Annotated in this window: 25 protein-coding genes and 1 tRNA gene; 15 read left to right on the top strand and 11 right to left on the bottom strand. The window is 43.5% G+C overall.

Annotated features, from left to right (window positions below):
* Positions 1-20 precede the first annotated feature (20 nt).
* The 3 genes from ACSVDE_RS12840 (at position 21) to ACSVDE_RS12830 (ending at position 3175) form a co-directional block, all read left to right on the top strand.
* On the top strand, positions 21-1205 hold the full coding sequence (locus ACSVDE_RS12840) for an MFS transporter (protein ID WP_439301276.1): 1185 nt from the start codon (positions 21-23) through the stop codon (positions 1203-1205).
* 99 nt (positions 1206-1304) lie between these two features.
* On the top strand, positions 1305-2654 hold the full coding sequence (locus tag ACSVDE_RS12835; RefSeq protein WP_439301275.1) for a glucose-6-phosphate isomerase: 1350 nt from the start codon (positions 1305-1307) through the stop codon (positions 2652-2654).
* A gap of 116 nt (positions 2655-2770) precedes the next feature.
* Positions 2771-3175, top strand: coding sequence for a YugN-like family protein (locus ACSVDE_RS12830; RefSeq protein ID WP_439301274.1), 405 nt, complete (start codon positions 2771-2773; stop codon positions 3173-3175).
* Here the strand turns inward: ACSVDE_RS12830 and ACSVDE_RS12825 are convergent.
* Positions 3172-3927, bottom strand: coding sequence for an ion channel (locus tag ACSVDE_RS12825; RefSeq protein WP_439301273.1), 756 nt, complete (start codon positions 3925-3927; stop codon positions 3172-3174). The genes ACSVDE_RS12830 and ACSVDE_RS12825 overlap by 4 nt on opposite strands.
* Positions 3928-4014: 87 nt before the next feature.
* On the opposite strand from ACSVDE_RS12825, the gene ACSVDE_RS12820 reads away from it, so the two are divergent.
* From ACSVDE_RS12820 to ACSVDE_RS12810, 3 genes are all read left to right on the top strand, one after another.
* On the top strand, positions 4015-4329 hold the full coding sequence (locus ACSVDE_RS12820) for a YggT family protein (RefSeq protein WP_226547027.1): 315 nt from the start codon (positions 4015-4017) through the stop codon (positions 4327-4329).
* A 71-nt stretch (positions 4330-4400) separates the two neighbouring features.
* Positions 4401-5108, top strand: coding sequence for a chitin disaccharide deacetylase (chbG, locus tag ACSVDE_RS12815; RefSeq protein ID WP_439301272.1), 708 nt, complete (start codon positions 4401-4403; stop codon positions 5106-5108).
* Positions 5109-5172: 64 nt separating this feature from the next.
* Positions 5173-5245: transfer RNA gene (locus tag ACSVDE_RS12810), tRNA-Ala, on the top strand.
* A 274-nt stretch (positions 5246-5519) separates the two neighbouring features.
* On the opposite strand, the gene ACSVDE_RS12805 is transcribed toward ACSVDE_RS12810, so the two are convergent.
* The 4 genes from ACSVDE_RS12805 to ACSVDE_RS12790 all read right to left on the bottom strand — a co-directional run bounded on the left by ACSVDE_RS12805 (position 5520) and on the right by ACSVDE_RS12790 (position 10062).
* Positions 5520-6164 (bottom strand): transcriptional regulator, encoded by a 645-nt coding sequence (locus tag ACSVDE_RS12805; RefSeq protein ID WP_439301997.1) that lies wholly within the window; start codon positions 6162-6164, stop codon positions 5520-5522.
* 269 nt (positions 6165-6433) lie between these two features.
* On the bottom strand, positions 6434-8584 hold the full coding sequence (locus tag ACSVDE_RS12800; protein ID WP_439301271.1) for a YhgE/Pip family protein: 2151 nt from the start codon (positions 8582-8584) through the stop codon (positions 6434-6436).
* Positions 8585-8828: 244 nt separating this feature from the next.
* A complete protein-coding gene (locus tag ACSVDE_RS12795) occupies positions 8829-9551 on the bottom strand; it encodes a hypothetical protein (RefSeq protein WP_439301270.1) in 723 nt (240 codons plus the stop codon).
* The gene (locus tag ACSVDE_RS12790; RefSeq protein ID WP_439301269.1) at positions 9532-10062 is read right to left on the bottom strand and encodes an RNA polymerase sigma factor; all 531 of its coding nucleotides are present in this window, start codon (positions 10060-10062) and stop codon (positions 9532-9534) included. The genes ACSVDE_RS12795 and ACSVDE_RS12790 overlap by 20 nt, the downstream gene beginning before the upstream one ends.
* Positions 10063-10330: 268 nt before the next feature.
* Here ACSVDE_RS12790 and ACSVDE_RS12785 point away from each other — a divergent pair, with 268 nt between their 5' ends.
* Positions 10331-11461 (top strand): mechanosensitive ion channel family protein, encoded by a 1131-nt coding sequence (locus tag ACSVDE_RS12785; protein ID WP_439301268.1) that lies wholly within the window; start codon positions 10331-10333, stop codon positions 11459-11461.
* A 41-nt stretch (positions 11462-11502) separates the two neighbouring features.
* Here the strand turns inward: ACSVDE_RS12785 and ACSVDE_RS12780 are convergent, their stop codons facing one another.
* The 6 genes from ACSVDE_RS12780 to ACSVDE_RS12755 all read right to left on the bottom strand — a co-directional run bounded on the left by ACSVDE_RS12780 (position 11503) and on the right by ACSVDE_RS12755 (position 16659).
* On the bottom strand, positions 11503-11901 hold the full coding sequence (locus ACSVDE_RS12780; RefSeq protein WP_439301267.1) for a VOC family protein: 399 nt from the start codon (positions 11899-11901) through the stop codon (positions 11503-11505).
* A gap of 64 nt (positions 11902-11965) precedes the next feature.
* Entirely contained in the window at positions 11966-13060 is a 1095-nt protein-coding gene (locus ACSVDE_RS12775) for a GerAB/ArcD/ProY family transporter (protein ID WP_439301266.1), read from the bottom strand.
* 18 nt (positions 13061-13078) lie between these two features.
* Complete coding sequence (locus tag ACSVDE_RS12770) at positions 13079-13315, bottom strand: hypothetical protein (protein WP_439301265.1); 237 nt, start codon at positions 13313-13315, stop codon at positions 13079-13081.
* A gap of 12 nt (positions 13316-13327) precedes the next feature.
* Positions 13328-14485, bottom strand: coding sequence for a Ger(x)C family spore germination protein (locus ACSVDE_RS12765; RefSeq protein WP_439301264.1), 1158 nt, complete (start codon positions 14483-14485; stop codon positions 13328-13330).
* A 12-nt stretch (positions 14486-14497) separates the two neighbouring features.
* A complete protein-coding gene (locus ACSVDE_RS12760) occupies positions 14498-16057 on the bottom strand; it encodes a spore germination protein (protein ID WP_439301263.1) in 1560 nt (519 codons plus the stop codon).
* Between the two features lie 167 nt (positions 16058-16224).
* Complete coding sequence (locus tag ACSVDE_RS12755) at positions 16225-16659, bottom strand: DMT family transporter (protein ID WP_439301262.1); 435 nt, start codon at positions 16657-16659, stop codon at positions 16225-16227.
* A gap of 441 nt (positions 16660-17100) precedes the next feature.
* Here ACSVDE_RS12755 and ACSVDE_RS12750 point away from each other — a divergent pair, with 441 nt between their 5' ends.
* The 8 genes from ACSVDE_RS12750 to ACSVDE_RS12715 all read left to right on the top strand — a co-directional run bounded on the left by ACSVDE_RS12750 (position 17101) and on the right by ACSVDE_RS12715 (position 26192).
* Entirely contained in the window at positions 17101-17991 is an 891-nt protein-coding gene (locus tag ACSVDE_RS12750) for a nitrilase-related carbon-nitrogen hydrolase (RefSeq protein WP_439301261.1), read from the top strand.
* Between the two features lie 167 nt (positions 17992-18158).
* A complete protein-coding gene (locus tag ACSVDE_RS12745; RefSeq protein WP_439301260.1) occupies positions 18159-19526 on the top strand; it encodes an NAD(P)-dependent oxidoreductase in 1368 nt (455 codons plus the stop codon).
* A 40-nt stretch (positions 19527-19566) separates the two neighbouring features.
* The gene (gene preA, locus ACSVDE_RS12740; RefSeq protein WP_439301259.1) at positions 19567-20853 is read left to right on the top strand and encodes an NAD-dependent dihydropyrimidine dehydrogenase subunit PreA; all 1287 of its coding nucleotides are present in this window, start codon (positions 19567-19569) and stop codon (positions 20851-20853) included.
* Positions 20854-20884: 31 nt separating this feature from the next.
* A complete protein-coding gene (gene hydA, locus ACSVDE_RS12735) occupies positions 20885-22300 on the top strand; it encodes a dihydropyrimidinase (RefSeq protein WP_439301258.1) in 1416 nt (471 codons plus the stop codon).
* Between the two features lie 136 nt (positions 22301-22436).
* Positions 22437-23897: an NCS1 family transporter gene (locus tag ACSVDE_RS12730; RefSeq protein ID WP_439301257.1), complete on the top strand. Its 1461-nt coding sequence runs from the start codon at positions 22437-22439 to the stop codon at positions 23895-23897.
* A gap of 110 nt (positions 23898-24007) precedes the next feature.
* The gene (locus ACSVDE_RS12725; protein ID WP_439301256.1) at positions 24008-24211 is read left to right on the top strand and encodes a hypothetical protein; all 204 of its coding nucleotides are present in this window, start codon (positions 24008-24010) and stop codon (positions 24209-24211) included.
* Positions 24212-24270: 59 nt separating this feature from the next.
* The gene (locus tag ACSVDE_RS12720; RefSeq protein WP_439301255.1) at positions 24271-24507 is read left to right on the top strand and encodes a hypothetical protein; all 237 of its coding nucleotides are present in this window, start codon (positions 24271-24273) and stop codon (positions 24505-24507) included.
* Positions 24508-24572: 65 nt separating this feature from the next.
* Positions 24573-26192 (top strand): PucR family transcriptional regulator, encoded by a 1620-nt coding sequence (locus tag ACSVDE_RS12715; protein ID WP_439301254.1) that lies wholly within the window; start codon positions 24573-24575, stop codon positions 26190-26192.
* The last annotated feature ends 99 nt before the right edge of the window (positions 26193-26291 follow it).

Here is a 26291-nt window from a genome sequence, read left to right as displayed (position 1 = left end):
CTGGAAAAGGATGACCGTCTATGGATGTACATACACCTTATACAAAAGAGGATCGCCAATTCTGGCAGGTCATTCTGGCACTGACGATCTCTTCGTTATTGAATTTTTCGACCCTTTATGTGTTCCAACCACTGCTGCCCGTATTTGTGGATGAATTCAATTTGACGGCGACTGCGTCCAGTTTCTTGATGTCTGCATCGGTCGTAACAATGATGATTGGTCTGTTCATTCTCGGATTCCTCTCAGATCGATATGGCAGCAAAGTGATTATGATCGTCTCACTGATGGTTACGATCGTGACTTTAGCAACCATGGCCTTTTCAACGAATTTCACGTTAATTGTCATTTTACGCCTTGTTCAAGGATTTTTCTTAGCTGGTGTACCGGCTTCCGCAATGGGATACCTCGGCAATGCGATTGACCGAAGGCATATCGGTGTGGCGATGACCTTTTACATTGCGAGCAATGCATTAGGAGGGATGGCTGGACGCGTGTGGGGAGGCTACAGCACAGATCAATGGGGATGGGAATCAGCAGTCATGAGTCTGGCCGGAGTTGGTGTGGTAGCGCTCGTATCATTCATCGTCCTGCTTCCGACCGAACGCTATGCTACTGATGAAACAGCCTACTTACAGGATGACTTGAAAGGCATGCTCGTCCATTTGACTGACAGAAGGCTCATTCCGCTTTTCGCCATGGGACTTCTCCTGCAGATCATGTTCACAGCAGTATGGACGTACTTACCTTTTTACTTAAAAGGAGACCCGTTCAACTGGTCGCTCAAGTGGATTTCCCTTACGTATTTCGCTTATGTGCTTGGAGTACTTGCGCCACCTTTAGCAAGCCGATTTTCCAACCGGCTCGGATTATCCCGTGTCATGATGGGGGGACTTCTATTACTCGGTATCGGCACATGGATGACAGCTATTCCGAGCGGAACTTTCATCGTGCTCGGCTTAACTTTGATCTGCACCGGCTTTTTCGTCTCCCACTCGATGGCAGCGGCACTCGTCAACAAGACAGCGTCGCATCATAAGAGCGGAGCGTCGAGCTTTTACCTGATCAACTATTACTTAGGGGTGGCCATCGGGAGTACAGCGGTCGGAACGCTATGGGATCAGTTCGAGTGGATCGGGATTCTCAGCACAAGTTTGCTGCTCGTATTGATAGTGATTTTCCTCCCGATCTATAAGCAGCTGAAATAATTTTTCGGTGTAATCGGTTACATGTTTACAAGAACTTGCGTTTGATTTTTCATTCCGATAAAGTGATTATGAATAGTGAATAGAAGATGGAGGGTTAACATGTCAACAATCCAATTTGATTATAAAAAAGCATTGTCTTTCATTGGTCAGCACGAAATCGACCAGTTCGCTGACCAGGTGAAAACAGCCCATAATGCACTACATAACGGAACCGGTGCCGGTAACGATTTCATCGGCTGGGTCAACCTGCCGGAGAATTATGATCGAGAAGAATTTGCTCGTATCCAAAAAGCAGCAGAAAAAATCAAATCAGATTCAGACGTTTTGCTTGTAATCGGAATCGGTGGTTCTTATCTTGGTGCTCGTGCAGCGATTGAAATGCTCAACCACTCTTTCTACAACATGCTCGGAAAAGAAGACCGTGAAACACCTCAAGTCATTTTCGTCGGTCACCACATCAGCTCAACGTACGTTCAAGACCTATTTGATGTGTTGAAGGACAAAGATGTTTCCATCAACGTCATTTCAAAATCCGGAACGACCACGGAGCCTGCGATTGCTTTCCGATTGTTCCGCAGCTTCTTGGAAGAGAAGTACGGTAAAGATGAAGCGCGTAAACGGATCTACGCTACGACAGACCGTGAAAAAGGAGCGTTAAAAACGTTAGCAAATGAAGAGGGCTATGAAACATTCGTTATCCCAGATGACGTTGGAGGCCGTTACTCTGTACTCACTGCTGTAGGGTTGTTGCCGATCGCAGCGACTGGCATCAATATTGAAGAGATGATGCAAGGTGCGAAAGATGCGCGTGAAGCGTATGCGAACCCGAACCTGGCAGAAAACGAGGCATACCAATACGCAACTGTTCGTAACGCACTTTATAATAAGGGAAAAACCATCGAGTTGATGGTCAACTACGAACCAGCACTTCATTACGTGGCAGAGTGGTGGAAGCAGCTTTACGGTGAAAGTGACGGGAAAGACAACAAAGGTATTTTCCCAGCTGCAGCTGACTTTTCTACAGACCTCCACTCCCTTGGACAATACGTCCAAGAAGGTCGCCGGGACTTGTTTGAAACGATCTTGAATGTAGAGAAACCACGTAAAGAAGTGGAGATTAAAGAGGACGAAGGCAACCTTGATAATCTGAACTTTTTAGCTGGTAAAACGATGGACTTCGTAAACCAGAAGGCGTACGAAGGTACATTGCTTGCTCACACAGATGGTGGCGTGCCGAACCTGGTGTTGAACATTCCTGAGCTGAATGCCTACCACTTCGGTTATCTCGTCTATTTCTTCGAGAAAGCATGTGCCATCAGCGGATATTTGCTCGGTGTGAATCCGTTCAACCAACCTGGGGTTGAAGCGTACAAAAAGAACATGTTCGCATTGCTCGGTAAGCCAGGATTCGAAGATCTGAAAGAAGAATTGGAAGGCCGTTTGAAGTAATAATCCTATTAACCAAAAGATGACCTGTCATCGATTTCTCAATCGATGCTTCAGGTCATCTTTTTTCGTTAAATGGACACGCTAAAGGTAATGATTGTCTGAAGGGAGAAACAAGCATGCTTGAAATTCGCTCGAAACTAGAAGGAGAGAAATACGAACTGAATGAGTTGGAATATTCGTTGAAGCCACTCGGATATGATATCGGTGGCGGTTGGGATTACGATCATGGCGCATTTGACTACAAATTGGACGATGAAAACGGCTATATGTTCCTCCGCATACCGTTCAATGCAGTCAAAGGTCAATTGGATAAGGACAACTGTGTCGTCGAACTCGGAACACCTTACTTGCTTCATCACGTATACCAGCGTGGTTTGGATGACAACGTTTCTGTCTGGAACAAGACCGCATCATTCAACCAATTCTCAGAACCACAAGACCCGGATGGTTCCATCGATGATAAGTGGATCAGCATAGGAGAAAAAATGGTCAAGGACCTGGAGGACCAACTCCTCGATTAATCCATTTTTTTCAAAAGCGCTTTGCTCACAATTGTAGAGGTGTGGATGATTTCTTCGGCTCCAGCACGTTTCGCATTTTCATATTGAGCAGAAGTGAGAATTTCAACGATCGTCCGAGCGACGGGACTCATCCCGACGACAGCCAGCAGTGTCAGGACCGAATCCATATCGGACTGTTCTTCACTCACTTGATTGTTTGCGGTGATGAAGACCATTTGAGCAAACCGAACATTCGCTTTATTAAGTGTTGCATCTTCGTACGCTTTTCCATGGATAAAGTGGACATTGCTGTTATGAAACGGATTCGTATTGATTGTCCGATCGATTAACACGATGTCTTTGTCAGGCGTCTCTTGATATATTTGTTCAATCAGTGCTTTGGAGCGTTCATTCCAGCCGACGACGACAATATGACCGCTCTTGCCGTAAGCCATATCACCTTTCAAAAGGGCATTCTGTCGTCTGACTGTATAAGTTGCCATTTGCGAGAAAAAATAAGTGATAAACGTTGTTCCTGTAAAAACCAACAGGATCGTCATCCATTTTCCAAAAACGGTCTTCGGGACGAGATCACCGAAGCCGACAGTAGAAGCCGTGACCACAGCCCAATAAATCCCGTCGAAGATCGATTGGAAATTGTCAGGCTCTAACGCATGCATCATTGTACCGAAAAGGAACAACACGGTGAAGACAATGATGATTAATCGTAATAAGGTTGGTAGGCGGAGATAGTGATTGGCAAGAGTCTTCATCAAAGTCACCTTTATCTAATAAAGTCAATAGTAGCAGTATAACCATATGTATGTAGTTGAAAACGCGAATGAAAGGAGGAAGAACCTATGCGGAAAAGACCTTTTCTCATCTATCTAGTCAATTTGTTCATGGGAATCATTGAAGCACTCATTTTATTGCGCATTATCTTAAAGCTGTTTGGAGCAAATCCATACACCCCTTTTGTCCAATGGATCTATAATTTGACGATGCCATTACTCTCCCCATTTCGGAATATCTTCCCGTCTCCGATGATTCAGGGAAGATATGAATTGGAGCTGACGAGTATTTTCGCCTTGATTGTCTATGCGATTCTTTCTTACTTCCTTGTTCAGTTCATCTTAATGCTGAATTCGGGGGACGGCGACAATCGCAGGAGATAAACAGATTGCTTTGGAGAAGGAATCGACTATGCGTATAATAAAAGCAACAATGAACGGATGGAGCGATTTCTTTGATCAAGTTACTCGTGAATGCCGATGACTTCGGCTACTCAAGAGGTGTCAATCACGGAATCATCGATGCGCACCGTTTCGGTATCGTCAACTCGACGACGATGCTTGTAAACATGCCAGGCACTGAGCACGCAATTGAATTGGCAAAGGAAAATCCGGATCTGAAGGTCGGGGTTCATTTGACGTTGACATGCGGAAGAGCGATGGCTTCAGGTGTACCATCGCTTGTTGATCAGGACGGACGATTTCGTATGACCAAACGATTTGAGGACTTTGAACAAGTCAAGTTGGATGAAGTTGATAAAGAGTGGGAAGCTCAAATTGAGTATATGATTCAAGGAGGATTGAAGCCCAGCCATTTTGACAGCCATCACCACATTCACGCTCAACCACGGTTGCTTCCGGTTGTACAGCGGTTGTCTGAGAAGTACGATTTACCCGTACGGAATGTGTTCGGCAATAAACCAGTGGGTGTGAAGCTATTAACGGACGTGTTCTTCGATGACTTTTTCGGAGAGGAAATACGTGTCGACTATTTTAAGCAATTGAAAAGGAAAATGACAGAAGGTCAAACGGTTGAAGTGATGTGCCATCCAGCATACGTTGATGAAGCATTATTATCAGGATCTTCCTATCACTTAAAAAGGGCAAAAGAACTGGATGTCTTGATGAACACGAAACTGGATCAGGAGTTCCAGTTGCTTTGATGGAAGATATTGCTCATTTCGAGAAGGTTGTGCTATACTCTTCTTGTCGCAAAAATTGAATCACGGGGCATTAGCTCAGCTGGGAGAGCGCTTGGCTGGCAGCCAAGAGGTCAGCGGTTCGATCCCGCTATGCTCCACTTATCGGGAAACCCTTGCATACAGCAAGGGTTTTTTTATTTTGTTTTCATTGCTACATAATTGGCCTATGAACAGGTCACTGTTTCTGTGGACATCTGTTCCGCTATTTTTGATGAATAGTCAGATTTTAAAGTGTAAGCGGACATCTAATCCGCTATTTTTATAGAATTCAGCTAATACAATCATATTTTTGCTCAATAACGGAATAAATGTCCAAAAGATCACTAAAATGTATCAAATTTTTATAAATAACGGAATAAATGTCCATAAACTTTATCTTAATTTATACCTTCTCGCTCGTTCTTTGCTGCTCTCTACCATTAAAATTTTTGACTTAACCATACTGTGTAAAAGGCGCCTAGCGTGCCGATCACTTACATTGAGATGATTTGCTACTTCCAGAGGTGTAAACGATCGTGGTAAGCGACGTGCAAATCTCAGAATTTCTATTTCGACCCAAGTTAAGCTAGAAGGAGCTTCACTCGAGATAAATTTGCCGATGAAAGCAAGAATAAGCTGTGACACTTTTTTGGGTTCATCCTTAATCGATAAATAGGCGATAGGTAAAAAGGTCCAACCATCTAAAGCTAACAAAGAATGCCTCCAACATAAATCCTTAAATCTTCTGACATCTAGGTCTCTCGCATGAGGACCGTATCCTTGAATTTTTATTCCTCCTTTGACGCCTCCTGGCATGTATGCAAGATCCAAGTAGCGATATCCATTGTTGAAATCACGTACCTCCCATTCTGGATATAAATGATCAAAATTGCCGATCGTAGGAAACCATATAACTCTAAGAAATTCGATAGTGCCATGTCCCAATCCCTTGTTTAAAATTTCTAGTCTTCTATGATTTTTTTCATCTGTAATATTTTTTTGAAGCCATTCGTTAAAAGTTTCTTCAAATGTGGGTATGGTAACCACGTCCTTTTCAAATTGGATTTTAATAAAAATATAGAAAAGCAAGTGTTGAGGAGAAGGGAGAATAAATGTACTGAGGTAGTGGGAAAAGGTAATAGAAACAGAAGGGTTTACTCTAGATCTATCATACAGGAAAATAAATTAAAAAATAGTAAAAATTAACATATTTGTTTCGGAGGGATTTAAGATCATTACTCCTAATAATTAATTTTGTAATCATGAAAAGACAGCCATCCAATTGGTGGCTGTCCTTATAAATATTATTACATTGCTGCAGCTTCATTTTGTTGATGTTTCTGTGATTTTTGTTTCTTGAATAGGAACACTGCATATGACAATCCAGCAAAAACGAGAAGATAAGTTAACAGGATCGACATGTTCCACATCATACCGCTGATTGAATCCAGTGTAATCACGGATTTGAAACCGGCAATCGAGTACGTGAATGGAAGGTACTCACTGAGGGCCCGTAAGTTATCCGGAAGCATTTCAATCGGCAAGTTCGCACCTGTAATGGAAAGCTGTAAGATGACAAGTCCGATTGCAATGAATCGACCGATGTTTCCTCCGAACGAGGCAAGGAACAACACAATCGCTGAGAAAACGATACTGACGACGATTGCAAAGAGAATGAGACCGGATGGATTCGTCACATTCACTTTCAAGATGAATAATACGACCATCATGAGTAAAATCGCTTGAACGACTGCAAGAGAAGCGAGCTTCAAGAATTTCGTGATGAACCAGCTCAAGCTTGAAATATGGGCTGGGCGTTTGAAATTGATGAACATCGACATGATCAGGATTCCGACAAACAAACCGAGCGTCAGTACATATGGAGCAGTCGAATCCCGGTAATGTTCATACTGATTCAGTTCTTTCCCTTTCAATTTCACAGGGGAGGAGAACATCCCGACATTTTCATCTCCTGTTTCAATACCACTTGTTTTCTCTGCACCTTCTTTCAACCCGGAAGCGAGTTGCTCACTTCCGTCATCTACTTTTCCAGCACCATCGTTGAGTTTTTCTGCCCCGTTGGCAAGCTTTTGCCAGCCCTCGTCTACGGCAGAATTCCCATCAGCAATTTTACCTGCACCTGTATCAAGCTTCGAGACACCGGCGATCAAGTCGTTCCAGCCTTTTTCCACTTTTGCATTTCCATCTTCAATTTGTCGAGCACCATCTTCAACTTTTCCAGCACCTGTATCGACTTTTTGTTGACCAGCTACGAGTTGATTGAGTCCATCATGGAGTTTGGCTGTTCCTGGTACAACCTTATTGTCGATGCCGTCAGCAACCGTAACTGCTCCATCACTTAGTTTCACAGATTTTGAGGACAGACTGTTCAGACCGTTTGATATTTTCTTCGCTCCGTTAATAATTTTTTGGTAGGATTCCGCATATGGAGGTAGCTGTGTGGAAGGATTTGCATCCCCGAATTCTTCTAATCCAGCTACCAATGCTTCAGCACCAGCAGCTAGTTCTGCTGATCCGCTTTTTAAACGTACCGTTCCATCTGCTACTGCTCGTGCACCTGGTGCTAGGTTCGAAGCAACGCCGTTTTTCAGTTCTTCACTACCTGCCTCAGCTTTTTGCAATCCGGCTAAAATTTGAGAGGTTCCGTCTTTCAGCCGGACCGTTCCATCATGCAGTTCTGCTGAACCATTGGCAAGCTTCGAGATGTCTCCAGACTTGCCTTCTAATTTATCCAGTAGAAGAGCGGTACCGTCTTTCAATTGTTGTGATCCGTTCGCTAGTTTTGTAATATCGGATTGTTTGGATGTCACAGAGTTCAAAAGTTTCTCGGTACCGTCATTCAGCTGACTCGTTCCATCTGACAAACGCGCCGAACCATCTGCTGCCTTCTCGAATCCTTCTGAAACATCTCCTAAACTTGTAAAGACTTTGGATGTATAGTTTTCTGTAATTGTGTTCGCGAGTTTTTCACGAATACGTTCTGTTGCCGTTTTGGTAATAGAGGAGGCAAGAAAGTTGAGCCCTTCATTCTGTATGTATTCCAATTCAAGCTTTTGCGGGTTCGGCTCCATAACGGTTGTGACACGCTGAGAAAAGTCTTCTGGAATGATGATCGCCATATAGTAATCATTTTGTTCAAGCCCCCGCATGGCATCCGTGGAACTGACGAATTTCCAGCCAAGATCGTTCCCTTCTTTCAAATTCGAAACGAGTTGATCTCCGACATTGATTGCTTCTTCTCCAGATATTGCGCCATCATCTTCATTGACGACTGCAACTGGGAGATTCGACAGGTTGTCGTAAGGTCCCCAGGTTGCTGAAAGTAAGATGCCGCCATAAAGGACGGGCACCAATAAAGCGGCTATGACTGAAAAAAGAATCGCTTTATTCGTTGCGAGTTTCGAAAACTCAATCGAAAGCAATTTGAATAGATGCATCACGATACCTCCAAGTAGAGTAGTAGACGCCCCTTAAGCAGAAATGAATGAAGACCCATTCATTTTTTTCTAATTCTCATAATATTCTAATAAAATGTAAGATGCTAGCTTTTGAGGTCCATTTACATATATGGCACTAATCACATTACACAATAAGTAGTATACTGAGATATTTTTGTGCGTGATAGATTTACTATTTTTCGTTTGAAAATAAAAACTAGCTCGGAGCACCGAGCTAGTCAATCTATTTCTCCACAATATGGAATTCCTTCAGCATTTCACTGAGTCGCACCCCATGTCCTTCAGATGCTTCGAGGAAATATTTTTGATGGAAGATGTATGAGCCTCCATTTTTATCTGATATGACAAAAAAGCGATTGACCGGACTGTTCCATTCTTGACCATCTATCGTACGGGCGGTTTGCGCGTCGATGGGGTAGTCAGTAGATTCAAATGTCAAATCATATTCCGCTTCCAGCTGACGGATCGTATCTTCGACTGGCTGATCTTTTTCATGAATGATTTTCATGGACACTTCAGGATATTGTTCAGGTAGTGGTTCTTTCGTTGTAATGAGATCGTACTTTTCATGTTCTTCCAGCTTGTAGTGTTCCTCATCTACATAGATTACGTAGCCTTTCTCCGATTGGTCATTCAAGGTAGCGGTTTCTTCTTCTTCAGATCCTTCCATTGGGATCTTCACTTGCTTTTCAGGTTCAAACCATTTTATTACGGTGTCGACGAGTGCGTGACCAGGTGTGGTAAACAGAAGTCCAGAAGCTAGAATCAAGATGGCAGCAGCTGTCGAGACAAGTCCAATCCAATAAGGTTTCTTCTTTTTCTCTTTCTCAAATGATAGCTGTTCCTCAAGTTCTTGCCACATTCTTTCTTTTTGAAGTTCGTCCACTTTATATTCTTCTTCTTTCAAGGTTTTCTCTATATAACGTTCAAACTTGTTGTTGTCCATGGATATCACCTCTTAATTCTTCTTTCAACATTTTCCGGGCTTGGAACAGCCTTGATTTTACGGCACTTAAGCTGATGTCGAGCACAGTAGACATTTCCTTTTCACTCAGCCCTTCCAAATACTTCAGAACGATGGCTTCACGATGATCCTCTTTCAATTTCGCCATCGCATCATCGAGAATTTCGTGATCAGTCTCAGGAGGTTGCACTTGAGCGATTTCGTTATGGGGAACCTGATCAAAGTCCTGCTCAGGTTTGCGCTTTTTGATGAGCCTCCTTACCTCATTGGTCAATATCCGATAAAACCATGGTTTGAACGGTTTGGATTCGTCAAAAGTATGAATGCCTTTGTAAACTCGGATGAATGTTTCTTGAACAGCATCGGATGCATCCGAGTCATTTTTAAGCATAGATACCGCAGTTCTCATTGCGGATGGGTAGTATTCATCGTATAAAGCCCTGAAGGCTTTTTTATCACCTTTTTTGATTTTCTTGATCGTCTTTTTATTCAAATGGGATCGCCCCTTTTATCTTTCTCATATGTAATACCTCAACAAAGCCTCAAAAGTTGTTACGAACTACAGATTCGTACCAGGTACGTCAGTAGAACCCAACAACCGCAAGGGATTGGGGATGGTGCCAGGTACCTTTTTAGACCCGTTGGTACACAAGGGGAGTGAGAAGGTACCTGGCACTTCAACGACTTTGTTCATTTCCATCTTATGATACACTTGAGATTATCTAACATTAATTTGAGGCTGTATAGGGGATGGTGAAAGTATGGTCGGTTCAACAATCAACTTCGGTGTGGAATGGGAGAAGTTTCTGTCTCACTTTGATTGGATAGATACACTCATCTTCTTCGGTTTCGTATTGTTCATGTTCATCGTACGTTCAGTCATCATCTATTCATTACATAAAGCAGAAGAGAAGAGCGAACGATTTCAAAATCGGCTCGGTCCAGCATTAAAGTCGATTACGAATTGGGTGACGACTTACGGCATCATCGTTTTCGTGCTCATTTACTTTGCGGATGCGGGCTGGATGTTTGGCAGTATCTTTTCAATTGGGAAGGTTGACGTTTCATTCTTTTTGATTCTTCTCGCTGTGTTGATCATTTCCTTTGCGAATCGGACGTCTAAAGTGATTACTCAGTTCTTGCTACCAAACGTTTATGACAGGTATCAACTGGACCGTGGTCTCCGGTTTACGTTCAACCGGATTTTCCACTATATCATCATGGTCTTTGCGATTTTGATCAGTTTTACGACTGTCGGAATTGATATGAGTGCGCTGACCGTATTTGCAGGTGTTCTTGGTGTCGGTATCGGGTTTGGAATGCAGAACATCGCCTCCAACTTCATCTCTGGTCTGATTATTTTGTTCGAACGTCCAATCAAGGTAGGAGACCGCGTCATCATTAACGATGTAATCGGTGATATCGAGAAAATCAACATGCGAGCGACGATCATCCGGACGCTTGATAATGAACGGATTATCATGCCGAATTCCTATTTCCTAGAAGAAGAGGTCGTCAACCGGTCGTATGGTGACCCTAGGCTACGACTCGTCATTCCGATTGGTGTCGCCTACGGCTCTGACGTCGAGCAGGTGAGGGAAGTCTTGTTGGAAGCTGCTCAGGAGGAGTTTGAAGCATCAGAAACCGTATTGATGCAGCCGCCTCCTTATGTGAACTTCACGGGCTTTGGCGATTCATCTCTCGATTTTGAATTATTCATCTGGATCTCCAATCCGGAATATGTCATCCAGATCAAGAGTAATCTGAACTTCAGAATCTATCATCTTTTGAACAAAAACAACATCGAGATTCCTTTTCCACAAAGAGATCTGCATGTTCGTAGCATAGACCAGAAACTCATCTCGAGCTATCTCGATAACAATAACAAATGAACGAAAAAACGGACCTGGCCAGGTCCGTTTTTTACATCTTATTAATCGTGTTCCGTTGAAATCTGCCACGTCAGGCCGAATTTATCTTCTACCCGACCGAACATTGCTCCCCAGAACATCTTTTCAAATGGCATTAATACTTTGCCGTCTTCTGAAAGCTTTTGGAAAACAACATGTGCTTCTTGTTCTGTTTTATATTCGAGAACCAAATTGATTTGTGTCCCTAATCGAACTGGCTCTTGCACTGCATCTGCCATGAAAAAGATCTGATCGGCAGCACTCAGCGTCAGGTGCATGACTTTATCTTTGATGGACTCATCGACATTAGGAGCTTGTTCAAATGTTTGTACACTGACGACCTCACCGTTCAAAGCATAGGCATAAAATTCGGCTTGCTTGCGAGCATCCTCACTGAATATGTATGGGTATAAATTTGCCACTTTCAACACTCCTTTACTTTTAAATAAAGTATATCAGACAACCTCCATCTCAAAAATTAAATCTTTATGAAGACTGCCTTTTAAAAAGACTCCTGATTGTAACAATGACGAGTGGGACGAAAGCTAAGAAGAACGCGAGAATAGTTTCCATGATCGAACCGCTTTCCCCTAGCTCCACTTCATTTTCATACATCGTCAAGGAGAAGAGGAAGACAAGGAGAGCGTTCGGGAAGACGAATGCCCGTTTGTCAGACAGATTGAACAACTGCGTCATCACCTCATTGATGATGAAGAGCATCAAGGTGATCTTCATGTAAGATCCGATGATCAGAGCCATTCCAAAAACCGATTCAACCCGCTGGATGATCTCACCGATTTCAATGATTCTTGCAGCTTGATAGATCGGAAACTTCTCACTCATAGCAATCGGCCCAAGAATCATAATGGATGCAACAATGGTAAAGGCGAGAATCAATCCATTGAATAAGAGTCCCGCATACATCCACCGTTTGAAGGGCTTATCCTTTTCCATTTTTAAAAAAGGTAAGATCATCGCAAAATACATGATGTCCATATAGGGGAATCCAAACCCGACATAAGCTCCGTGTATGACCGGCTTCCAACCGTCCGGAACGACTGGCAATAGGAATTCCGGATGATAATGTGTGATGTTCAAAAGGAAAATCATCAAGATAATGAAGAGGACGAAGAAGAGAAGCCCGTTGAACATCCTAGCCATCACTTCGACACCTGATCGGACCGTCAATCCAGCCACCATCAATATGAGAAAATGAAACACATACAATGGCGTTTCTTTCATCATCGAAGTCGTGAAGAACTGCCCCATTCCATAGGTGATGTTTGCGTTGAAGTGAAACAAGAGCAATAAGAATGGTACGCCAAGGATTAACGCCAGTGGTTTCCCTAATAGTTTTTTTGAGTACTGGATATAGGATTCATCAGGGTAGCGTTCATGGAGACGTAAGATCAGGGCCAGGATAAGAAAAGAGAAAGCGTTGATGATCAGGATGGAGATCCATGCCCCATTTTGGGCAATACCAATCAAAGGTCCTTGAATATTGAGGATAGAGGACCCGGTAATGAATGCTTGAAATAAAATGATGATCTGCCAATTGCCGACTGATTCAACTTTACGCATGGTATACCACCCTTAATTTTAAGAGGTGAAAAATTTCAATATTCCCCTGGCGGGCATCTCGAATGGCCAATCCAAAAGGTCATTTAAGTTAAATCCATCTGTCCCTGTAACGAACAGAAGGCTTAAATAGAAGGAGAGGAGAAGGACACCCATATAAAAGATGTTTTCTTTACGTTGATGCTTCGTCCGATCCAATAGACGGGTATACCCCAATAGCAGGTAGACAATCACCATAATGATTATGTGTTCGGACATCCTCAACACCTCTTATTCTTTAAAAAATGGTTTGCCAATGTCTGCTCCGGAGTTAACGATGTTCATGCTCACTTTGACATCGAAATCCACTTTACTGAAAATTTGTGGCCACTCTTTTTTGATCTTCATCCATTGTTTCGGATCCTTACGATAGATTTCATTCCCAAGGCCGATTAGGTCGATTTGATCCTCTTGTATCTGTTTAAGTGTTTGTTCCACATTGTCTAAGACGACTTTCTCCACTTTTTTGTTGTATTGATCGACCTTTTCACTTTTATCAATTGACGTGCATTTCAATTCACCGATACTTCCCTCAAGCGTGATGGCAATCTGGACGGAAGTTTCCTGCTCCTTAGCTTGAGTGTTCATTTTAGTTTTAGCACTGGCTACTTCAACGGTTTCCTTTAATCCAGCATCATTCTTACAAGGTATTTCAACGATACCGGATCCATATTCGTTCAACAGCATGAGCAATGCTTCCGTTTGGAGTGGAGTAATTTGCCCGGTCATTTTTCCCTTTCGAAAAGTGGCAAGTCCAGATACAAAAGGCTCACCTTCCTCAGATTGTTTATAGTAGGGCATTTTGCTCGTTTGTAATTCGCTGTTCATTTGCCTACCTAATGATAAAAGGTTCACTTCCATTGTTTTGGAACTGAATCTGTGTGCAGCTTTACCTACTTCTTTCAATTGTTGACTCATCGTGTTTTCAATAAACGGTTTGCCTTCCAAATATTCTTTCGCTTTTCCTTCTGTAACCCCTACATTGATCAACAGACGGGGCTCATGATCTCGATAGAAAAATTCGAGCATCTCACCGATATGCCTAGATTCTGCTAGTTCGTCACTGATTAAGATGATTCTCGTGTGACTCCATTGAGCTTTTCGACCTAAACGATTCGTAATATCTCGGATCGCTTCAAATGCGCTGTCACCACGGGTTTCAATGTTTACGAACGCTTTATCGCCACCTCCGCCTGCACTTCCGATCTTGGGGGCAGGTTTGATGAATTGAGTTGTCAATTCAAGCATGTTCTCATTTTCCTCAGAAAGATCAAGAGCAATCGCTTGAACGAAACCATAAATCGGCAATTCTTTATGATCCCAGCATCCGCTTAATAAAAAAGTGGAGCTGAACAACAAACATATGGCAATCCACTTTCTACAATACATCACTAAAACACCTTATTTCATTTTGGAATTCGGGCTTAAATCATCACGTTGATGTCGTCTTAATTGAACTGATAATGGTGAGCGGAAAAGGAATTCGTATAACACACCTCTTCGGATAGGACCAAGCGGTGCGAAATACGGCTGCCCCAATGAACGTAGACCAGCTAAATGTAAGTAGATGAGCAGAAAACCGATCATCAATCCGAATCCGCCCAATACCGCGGCAGCAAACATCAATGGTATTCGGAGAATACGTGCGGACGTCCCAAAGTCGTATTGTGGGATTGAGAAAGACGCAATCCCTGTCAGTGCGACAACTACGACCATCATTGGAGACGCGATTCCGGCATTGATGGCTGCGTCTCCAATGACCAAAGCACCGACAATACTGACTGCTGAACCGATCGGTCTGGGCAACCGTAACCCCGCTTCTTGGAGCAATTCGAAAAAGAAGATCATGATAAGTGCTTCTACTAAGGCTGGAAAAGGCATGCCTTCACGTGTATCCAAGATCGCCATCAACAACACGGTTGGGATCAATTCGGTATGGAAAGTGGACAAAGCGATATAAATACTCGGTAACGTCAGACTGATAATGAAGCCGATAATCCGAAGCGAGCGGATCAGTGATGAAAAAATCGTTCTTTGATAATAATCAGAAGGGGATTGGAAAAACTCCGTAAATAAGCCAGGACAAATCAAAATGGTCGGTGTCCCGTCCAATAAGGCGATGATTTTCCCTTCTAATAAAGCTGATACGGCAACATCCGGTCGTTCGGTCGTCCGATATTGCGGAAAAGGAGAAAACGTCGAGTCTTCAAAAAGCTCAGCGAAATAGGAGGTTTCCAGAATTTCTTCTTCATTGACTTTTTCAAATTTCTTTTTGAACTCTTTTAACGTATCTTCTGGTACAGCGCCTTCCAGGTAAGCATAGGCAGCTTTCGATTTTGTATTGTTTCCGAGATTTTTTATCGTAAATTTCAATTTCTCGGTTTTCAACCGTGACCGAATCAGCCCGATGTTCTTTGTCAGATTTTCGATCGTACCTTCGCGTGGACCGATGATCGACACTTCATTCTGAGGCTCGCCAACCGATCTCTTTTCGACTGAAAACACATCGAAGGCCAATGCTTTGTTCCAATTATGGAAAAGGATGACGATATGACCTTCAAGTATCTTGTCGCGGACTTCTTCTTGCATTTCGACCAATTCAAAAGCTCGAGAACTTACACCATGTTTGATGAAGAACCGTTTGACATCAAATAGGTCTACTTCAGTTGCTGGACCGACTTCATGGGTCACGAGGTCTTGCATGACCTCTTTCAATAGATTCGCCTTTTCATTCTGTACAATCGTTTCACAGAAAACGACCAAAGCCTGTTCTTTGAACTCTTTACTATATTGATACGTGTGATAGACGATGTCCTGGCAATCTACAAATATATCCTTCAAGGCCGTTTCGTTTTTTTTCAGGTCCGTTGAGAGTTCGGTTTTTTCCTGATTAGTATTAGAGTTGTTAGAATCCTTCTGGTTTTGTTTCGCTTGCTTTTGCCAATGTCGTCTCAGTCTCATTAGAAAAGCTCCTTTACCATACATAACGTTACTGATTATCCTTCCAAATATTTGAAACAAGTATGCATTTCGAGCACCTAGATCGGAAATCAAGATCAACAGAATTTACGAAAACCGCCAATAAAAAAAGAGCCCTTAAGCTTAGGGCTCCCTTTAGATATGTATTATTATTTTTTTGTTATGAAAAAGAGCGCTGCAAGTAATAAGATGAAGCCGAATATCCGTTGACCATCAATCGGGATCTGTTTAACACCTAGAAGTCCGAAATGATCGATTAAAGAACTTGCGATAAGTTGAGCGGCGATCACAGTGACCAGAACAGCAGCTACGCCAATTCTTGGCACTGATAAGACCATCGTATATACATAGAATGCTCCAAGGATTCCTCCGGTAAGTTGCCACTTTGGAACCGTGCTTGCTTGGAGGATATTCCCCTTTCCAAAGACAAGCATAATGATCAGCAGCGAAACTGTCCCAATCAAAAATGACAGGAATGCACCTTCAATAACACCGATCTGTTTTCCGAGTCCACCGTTTATGCTTGCTTGGACAGCGACCGCCACACCGCCCATGAATACGGTTATGATAATGATCCAGTTCATTGCACGAACATCTCCTATCCCCGGTAGAAATGGTACAATTTTCTTCTAACTTTAACACAAAGTTAAAAAGAGGGAGAGCATTTCATCAAAAATGAACGAAACGACAAAAAAACAGTTTATTTCGGAAAAATTTCTACAATCTTCTCAGAATAGGTATGATATGTTTTGCTTTACAGAGCCTGTTTCTACATCTAACCAGGCGAAACCACACCACCCCATCACCACTGAAAATCATCATCAATTAGCCCATAATTCCCCATTTTTATCCATCGACTTTTACAGAATGAACAACAAGCTAAAATCATTTTTTGACACTATGTCAAATGTAAACTTTCTTTCGACATCGTAAAATAGACTTAAGATTCAAATAATTCTGTCAAAATAGCATGTTTTCAATGAAACACTACATATCAATTCAGATTTTTAAAGGAGGAATTGTGAATGTCAGATTTAGTGAAGATTGGGTTGATCCAGGCAAAACATGACGTAGACGGGAATGAGCCGGTATCTGTTCATAAGGAAAAATCGATTGAAAAGCACATTAAACTGGTTCGGGAAGCTGCCGAGAAAGGTGCGCAGATCATCTGCTTGCAGGAGATCTTTTATGGTCCTTATTTTTGCGCAGAACAAAATTCGAAATGGTATGACTCTGCTGAAGAAATTCCAAACGGACCAACCACTGCACAATTCATGTCACTTGCCCGGGAGTTAGGTGTCGTCATCGTCCTTCCCATCTATGAACGAGAAGGCATCGCAACCTATTACAATACGGCTGCTGTCATTGATGCAGATGGATCCTACCTTGGAAAATACAGAAAACAGCACATCCCTCATGTAAAAGTAGGAGACGAAGGCTGCGGATTCTGGGAAAAATACTATTTCAAGCCGGGGAACATGGGCTACCCGGTATTTGATACCGCATTCGCAAAAGTGGGTGTCTATATTTGTTATGACCGTCATTTTCCTGAAGGAGCACGACTCCTTGGATTGAAAGGGGCTGAGGTGGTCTTCAATCCATCAGCAACAGTCGCAGGGTTGTCTGAATATCTTTGGAAGCTTGAGCAACCTGCACACGCGGTCGCCAACGGATATTACCTCGGGGCGATCAATCGTGTCGGCACAGAAGGTCCCTGGAATATGGGAGAATTTTATGGACAATCTTACCTCGTAGACCCTCGAGGAAGTTTTGTTGCGATGGGCAGTCGTGATCAGGATGAAGTAATCATTGGTGAAATGAATAAGAAAATGATACGTGAAGTACGGGATTTATGGCAATTTTATCGTGACCGTCGACCAGAAACATATGGAGAAATGACGGCATTACTACCATAAGTAAATCGTAAGCTGACTTTTTCTAAGCAGAGACTTCCTTCACACCATGACAATACGTCAGTTTCTTTAAAGGTGTGTGATGGTTTACTCAAAGATCAAGTCAGCTTCTTAATTTTACATGACGAAAGAATGGATAAACGAGACTACTCCTAAAGGGGGCCTTACAATTGCCGAATACGGATAAATTCCATATTTCATTGACTGATTTGTCCCGTAATTTTAATGAAGTTGAGCCAGCTTTGACGAACAGGGAAGCGGTTGAAGAAGCGAACCGCTGCCTGTATTGCTATGATGCACCATGCATTACAGCTTGTCCGACAGGGATCGATATTCCGAAGTTCATCAAGAAAATCGCCTCTGGGAACATGAAAGGTTCTGCGACAACGATTATGGACGCCAATCCTGTCGGAGCGAGTTGTGCGAGGGTTTGTCCGACTGATGAGCTTTGTGAAGGGGCATGCGTTCTGAATCATTCTACGAAACCCATCATGATCGGTAACCTTCAACGACACGCCACAGATTGGGCGATTCAGAATGACCAGGTTCTTTTTCAAAAAGGTAAGAGCAATGGTAAAAACGTTGCGGTCATTGGAGGAGGACCTGCAGGGCTTTCTTCAGCTCGTGAACTGGCTCGTCTTGGATACGATGTGACGATCTACGAAGCTTCAGAGCAAGCTGGAGGCTTGAATACGTATGGAATCGTATCCTTCCGTCTACCGCAAAAAATCTCGTATTGGGAAGTCGATCAAGTAAAGGGTCTCGATGTCAAAATCAAGACGAATACAGCTGTCGGTAAGGATATACCGGCTGAAGAGATTCTTTCCAATTATGATCGAGTCGTTATGGCTGTCGGGATGTCCTCTGTACCGAACCTTGGTATTGAAGGAGAAGAACTCGATGGTGTCTATGATGCGATTGAGTTTGTGAAAGATACGAAAACCAAACCACTCACCGACCAATTCGTCGGAAAAAATGTTGTGGTCATCGGCGCAGGAAATACCGCGATTGACGGTGCAACCTGTTCTGTTCGATTGGGTGCTGAAAATGTCAAAATCCTCTATCGAAGGACGCATGAAGAAATGACGGCTTATGATTTCGAATATGAATTCGCAAAGCAGGATGGCGTGGAGTTCAGATGGCTGACCCAACCGGTCAAGATTCATGGAGATGCTGGTGGAAAAGTCCGGGCGATCGAATGTATGAGGATGGAACTTGGTGAACCAGGAACAGACGGAAGAAGACGACCAAAACCGGTAGAAGGATCGAATTTCATGATTCCAGTCGACGCGGTCATCAAAGCGATTGGTCAAACACGACATCTCAGTCTGATCGAACAATTCGAATTAGAGCATGCCGATGGCGTCGTCCAAGTTTCTGAAACATATCGCACGTCGAATCCGAAAGTGTTCGCTTGTGGAGACTTGGTCTTTGGTAAAGGAAAAGGTGAAGCGATGGTCGTGACTGCGGCCCAACAAGGGAAAAAAGTGGCATACGCCATCCATCAGCAATATAAACAAGAATCGTTGACCGTATAGAGGAAGTGAATGAACCGAGAGAAGAAAGGGGCGTATATGAATGGCAGATTTACGAACGAGCTTAGCTGGCATTGAATCTCCAAACCCATTTTGGCTCGCATCGGCACCACCGACGAATTCCGGTTATCAAGTCCAACGGGCATTTGAAGCTGGATGGGGCGGAGCAGTTTGGAAAACGCTTGGAGAACCGATTTTGAACGTCACATCCCGATTTGCAGCGGTCAGTTTCAATGGGCAGCGGGTAGCGGGTTTCAATAACATCGAGTTGATTACAGACCGGCCACTGGAAGTCAATCTGAAGGAAATCTATGAAACAAAGAAAAGGTTTCCGAACCATGCGGTCGTAGCTTCTTTAATGGTAGAGCCAAAACAAGAGAAATGGCATGAAATCGTCAAAAAGGTCGAAGAAGTCGGGGTCGATGGACTCGAGCTGAACTTCGGATGTCCGCACGGAATGGCTGAGAGAGGAATGGGATCGGCTTCTGGTCAAGTTCCTGAACTTGTGGAGAAGCAGACGTATTGGGCGAAGGAAGCTGCCCAGACACCCGTCATTGTAAAATTGACACCGAATATCACCGACATTACCGCAACCGCTGAAGCCGCCGTTCGCGGAGGAGCAGACGCGGTCAGTATGATCAATACGATCAACAGCCTGGCTGGAGTCGATCTTGACTCGTGGAATACGATTCCGCATGTCGGCGGGAAAGGTGCACATGGTGGATATTGTGGTCCGGCCGTTAAGCCGATTGCCTTGAACATGGTCGGAGAATGTGCACGTCATCCACGCATCAACGTACCGATCTCAGGTATGGGCGGTGTGTCCAATTGGCAAAATGCGGTCGAGTTCATGCTTATGGGAGCTTCAAACGTTCAAGTTTGTACAGCTGCCATGCACCATGGATTCCGGATTGTTGAAGATATGATCGATGGTATGAACAACTACCTTGATGAGAAAGGGATTGCTTCAGCACGCGATCTTGTTGGGCAATCAGTACCGAAATATTCCGACTGGGGAAATCTCGATCTTAACTACAAAATCGTTGCGCGAATCAATAATGATGTTTGCATCAACTGTAACAAATGCCATATCGCCTGTGAGGATACATCTCATCAATGTATCGATATGCTGCAGGATGGACATGGAAACGCCTATTTGGAAGTAAGAGAAGAGGACTGTGTCGGTTGTAACCTTTGCTCGATTGTGTGTCCAGTCGATGGTGCGATCGATATGATTGAGATCGAAAGTGAACACCCGCCAATGACCTGGAACGAACGTCAAGCAATCCTTAGTGGCGTTCAGGATGGAAAAGCGAACATCGTCAAATAACTTCATTCATTTTTGAAAGGAGCCTGAAAAAATGAAAAAAATCATTAAAAACGGAACGATTGTCACTGCTTCAGATACGTATTGTGCAGAAATTATGATTGAAAATGAACGTATAGTAGCCATCGGTGAAAATCTAGATACCCAAGGAGCAGAGATCATTGATGCAAAGGGATGTTATGTGTTCCCTGGTGGCATCGACCCGCATACCCATCTGGAAATGCCATTTGGTGGGACCGTTTCAAAGGACGATTTTGAAACAGGAACGATGGCGGCCGCTTTTGGTGGGACAACAACTGTTATCGACTTCTGTCTCACCAATAAAGGAGAACCCCTCCAAAACGCCATTGATGTTTGGCATGAAAAATCTAAAGACAAAGCGGTCATCGACTACAGCTTCCATCTGATGATTTCTGAGTTGAATCAAGACGTGTTGAATCAGCTTCCAACCATCATGGACAAAGAAGGGATCACTTCCTTCAAAGTTTTCATGGCGTATAAGAATGTATTCCAAGCGGATGATGAAACGTTGTACCGCACGCTTGTCATGGCAAAAGAACAAGGTGGTCTCGTCATGGTACATGCGGAAAATGGGGATGTCATCGATTATCTGATCAAGGAAGCATTGGATAAAGGCAATACCGATCCAATTTATCATGCACTAACCCGACCACCTGAAGTAGAAGGGGAAGCGACTGGAAGAGCCGCTCAATTGACGGGCCTTGCTCATTCGCAACTTTATGTTGTCCATGTCTCTTGTGCAGAAGCTGTGTACAAAATTGCAGAAGCACGAAACAAAGGATACGACGTTTGGGGAGAAACATGCCCTCAGTATTTAGTGTTGGATCAAACGTACCTTGAGAAACCGAATTTCGAAGGGGCGAAGTATGTCTGGTCTCCTCCACTGAGAGAAAAGTGGAACCAGGATGTCCTTTGGAATGCGTTGAAAAACGGTCAATTACAGACGCTCGGCTCGGACCAATGCTCGTTCGACTTCAAAGGACAAAAGGATCTTGGTAAAGGAGACTTCTCGAAAATCCCGAACGGAGGACCGATGATTGAGGATCGCGTATCCATTCTCTTCTCAGAAGGCGTCAAAAAAGGAAGAATTACGCTGAACCAGTTCGTAGACATCATGTCTACCCGGAATGCAAAGCTGTTCGGCATGTTCCCTAAGAAGGGTACCATCACAGTTGGAGCGGATGCGGATCTCGTCATTTTCGACCCGAATGTGGAGCGGACGATTTCAGCGAAGACCCATCATATGGCGGTCGATTACAACGCATTCGAAGGAATGAAAGTGACTGGAGAGCCGGTTTCTGTCCTCTCTCGAGGTGAGTTTGTCATCAAGGATAAGAAGTTCGTCGGAAAACCTGGGAAAGGGAACTATTTGAAGCGTGCACGCTATAATCAACTGTTGAATCCAGTTGATGATAAGCTGACCATTTGATACATGTCCATAGCGATTAAAAGTTGAGTAGAAAGGAGGGGGAGTGACCCTGAAAGCCCGAGTCATGTGCTTCGCTTTTGGGGTCACAACCGTGCACGCCGGTTGCAGTTGAGAAAGGGTATAAGGAGTGATTGTATTGAGTAAAAGAGAAAGTTATTTGAAATCCCCTGACCTATTACCGATTGGTCAGGACGGAAGAAAGATTACAACACTTGGCTTTTCCTTCATGTGGGTCGGTATGGTTGTGGTTCTTGCGACATTTGCAATCGGTGGAGCGGGCGTCATTTCGCTTCCACTGCCACTGGTCATTTTAGGGACCATCATCGGATCGGTTGCGATAGGATTGTTCATCGCTTTGATTGCGGATATCGGTATTGAACATGGGCTTTCCTTTCCGGTCTATATGCGTGCGCCATTCGGTACGATGGGTACGCACATTCCGTCCATTGTTCGTGGCGTAGCTGCATCCATGTGGTTCGGGATCAATACGTATTTTGGTGCGACTGCTATGAACGGAATTTTGGGCATGTTGTTTGAGTTCAACAACTGGCTTGCTTGTTTCTTCATTTTCGCTTTCGTTCAGTTGTTGAATACAGCACTCGGAATCAAGGCGGTAGAACGCTTTGCCGATATGGCAGCTCCGACAATCATCCTGATTTCCATTTGGATGTTCTTGGAGCTATCCGGTACTGCAGCAGCAGAAGGTCGAAATGTATGGACGTGGACAGAGAACCCGGTGACAGGAGCTGAAGCGTTTACGGCATTCTTAGTTGTCATCTTCAGTAATATGGGCTTCTGGGCAACCTTGTCAGCAGATATACCTTCCATCTCCCGCTTCATCAAAGCACCGAGCTTTGAACGGAATTGGTTTAAACGTAACAAAGGAGCCATCATCGGTAGTTTAATAGCTTTGCCTCTGACCCAGACTTTCATGATCATCATCGGTGCGGTAGCATATATCGCTGTGCAAAATTATGACCCGGTCATTGCTCTCCAAGAGACCGCAACTGGTGTTGTACTTGGCGTCTTACTACTCATGATTGTCCTTGCTCAATGGTCGACGAACATATCGGCGAATATCGTTCCCGCCGCTACAATTTTCTCCAATGTCGGAGGTCCTAAGTTCCCGTTTTGGGCAGGGGTTTTCGCAGCTGGAGTCGTCGGGACAGTCGTCCAGCCATGGAGTTTGTTCGGCATCATCATCCCTGTCTTGCTGATTGTTGGTGGAATTCTGTCCGCCATTGTCGGTATCCTATTCGCTGACTATTACTTATTGAGAAAACGTAGAGTGAATGTGTACGATCTTTATAAATCAGAAGGCCAATTTAAATATGCTGGTGGGGTGAACATCGCCGGTTTCATTTCCTGGGTAGTAGGTGCAGTCGTTTCCTACTTCTATCCAAGCTACTCTTTCCTCATCGGTTTCATCTTAGGGGGCGCATGCTACTACGTCCTTTGTAAGTATTGGTATTTCAACAAATATAAGCAAGCGGAAATTGAAGATCCGAGTGATGAACGATTCCTCGGCATTACGGTAGGGCGCAATTGGAATTTGGATGATGAAAAGGTTCCGGTGAAATTGAAGGACGCAAAGTAAAACTATGTATCTTTGAACTTACCTCTTGTATGCAGCTTCTGTAAAAGGAGGCGGAACCAACTCTCCGAACCAGGAGCTGCAGATAAGAGATTGGAAGAGGAGGAGCTGAGTTGACCGAATATGCAGAGTATGTCTTGGAAAGGGAACAGATCGACTTGATGCTTGAAAAGGGGTACAAGATTAAAGATGTGAAGGAGAATTTGAGCGGCGCTTTCGTCACTTTTGAAAAAGGAAAAGACGATACCGACATCCTCCATATCAAAACAGCTGATGGAAGAAAGTACTTCTCAAATCTGCTATTCCATCAAAAATAAGGATACTTGTATGTGAGTTTTTAGAACCGGTGCTCTGAAAACGAAAAGGAGGAACTTCGATGGAGTTTTCCTTGAAGTGCAAAGAAAGTGTGTTTCCATGTGAAGTGGTCATTGATGAGGATAACGGCCGTTATATGCTTCGTAAGGCAGACTCGAGTGGTGAATTCTTCAATACCCCCCAGGAATTGGCGACATGGATTTTCAGGAATTGGCATTCTGACGATTTTCACGAGCAGGATTCTTTCAACCGCATGCTGAATATCTTGGAAAAGTATCTGCCAATGAACAGTTCCTGAGTAACAAAAGTGATCTACTGAATATCCTAAAATTCTCGCTTCAAAAAGATCGGAGTGTTCCTATCGTGCAGCACCAATCGAGTTTAGCAGTGAAGGATATATTGAACCGTAAACACTTTGAAAAGACAAAGGTGATTGCTGGATTTGAAGGACTTACTCGACAGGTGAAGTGGGTTCATGTCGTCGAAGTGCCGAACATCAAAAAGCTTTTGAATGGGAACGAACTGATTTTATCGACGGGAATCGTTTGGAAAGAAAACGATGATTTATTATTGGATTTCTTACAACAATTGATTGATTGCGGAGCAGCGGGTTTGTGCATCGAAATCGGAACGTATACTTCAACGATACCGGAAAGTGTCATCGAACTTGCTGACCGCAATCGATTTCCGATCATTCTTTTCATGGAGGAAGTCCAATTCGTCAACATTACCCAGGATATCCATGCGCAGTTGATCAACCAGCACTACCAGACGATACAGGACCTTGAACAATATTCTCTTAAACTCAACCAAAAGCTGTTAACGATTGAAAACAGTCAAGAAATGCTGAAGCTGATGCACGAGTATACGGGTTTGCAAGTCATTATGAAGACGTCCGATGAAAAGGATCTCTATGTACCCGAAGTGAATGAAGAACGGAAGAGCCGGGAAGCCCTGCAACAGCTGCCCTATGACTCCCCGTTTGTCGCTAAACGTCCTGTGAATGTGATGGAGCGTCACTTCGGAGAACTCTTTCTGTTCTCAACCGAAAGAGAAATCAACGAATTCGATCTGCTCATATTGGATCGGACGACAACTGCACTTGCCCAACTGTTCTTACGAGAGCTGTATGTAGAAGAAAAAAGAAGAACGGAAAAAAACGAATGGATTACGAGATGGGTGGATGGTGAGTACAGCGAGCAGGAATCATTAGTCAATCTCGTCTATTACGAAGGGAAAATGAAAGTCTATGGTGCAACGGTAGCCATTTGTAAATTGCCACCTAGCATCTCCAATTCGGATCGAACGTACTTGAACCTCTTCATCCGTTCCATTTTTGAACAGCAAGGGTTTCATCTCATTTCGACCGATCGGCATGGTTATGCGGTTTACATCCTTTTGAATCTAAGAGGAGACGGAGCGTGGAAACAACGTTTAAGTCAAGGAATGGACCGGGTGATGAACACCGATTTTCTAAAAAAACATGCTTTCCAAATCAAGAGGATAGCGGTAGGACAATATACAGAGCATTTGAATAAGGTTGGAACCGCCTATCTAACGGCTTCAGAAACACTAAAACTCCAAAAGAAGATCCAACCGGATCGGTTATGTATGTATTATGAAGACTTACATATGCATCGTGTCATCAGTCTATTTAAAACGCAGAATGAATTTCAGGAGATGATTTCGGAATACTTGCAACCAGTCATTGAATACGACCGGAAGTATAACGGTAAATTGCTACAAACGTTGAAGGTGTATCTTTCTTGTAATGGATCGAAGAAAGAAACGGCCAAACAACTTTATGTCGTACGTCAAACGCTCTATTACCGAATTGAGAAGTTGGAAAAATTGCTCGGAGAAGATTTTATGTCTAATTCTGAAAAACGTCTTGCCATTGAATTGATGCTATTCGCCCATGAGTACCTGAACGGATCTGGAAATGAGCAAAATGTCAAAACAGATGATCAGGTGATGAGTTAAGGATTGGGCAGTATGTGTTGAAGTAAGAAGTGATGATTTTACATTATGTCTAATGTATCAGGATGCCAAATTTTAGATAATGAAAGAAAGTCTTTCGAT

It is taken from the genome of Pseudalkalibacillus sp. Hm43 (assembly GCF_051842935.1).
Classification (GTDB): Bacteria; Bacillota; Bacilli; order Bacillales; family Fictibacillaceae; genus Pseudalkalibacillus.
The sequence above is the reverse complement of the archived record's forward strand: the minus strand, read 5'-3'. Positions and strand labels throughout refer to the sequence as shown.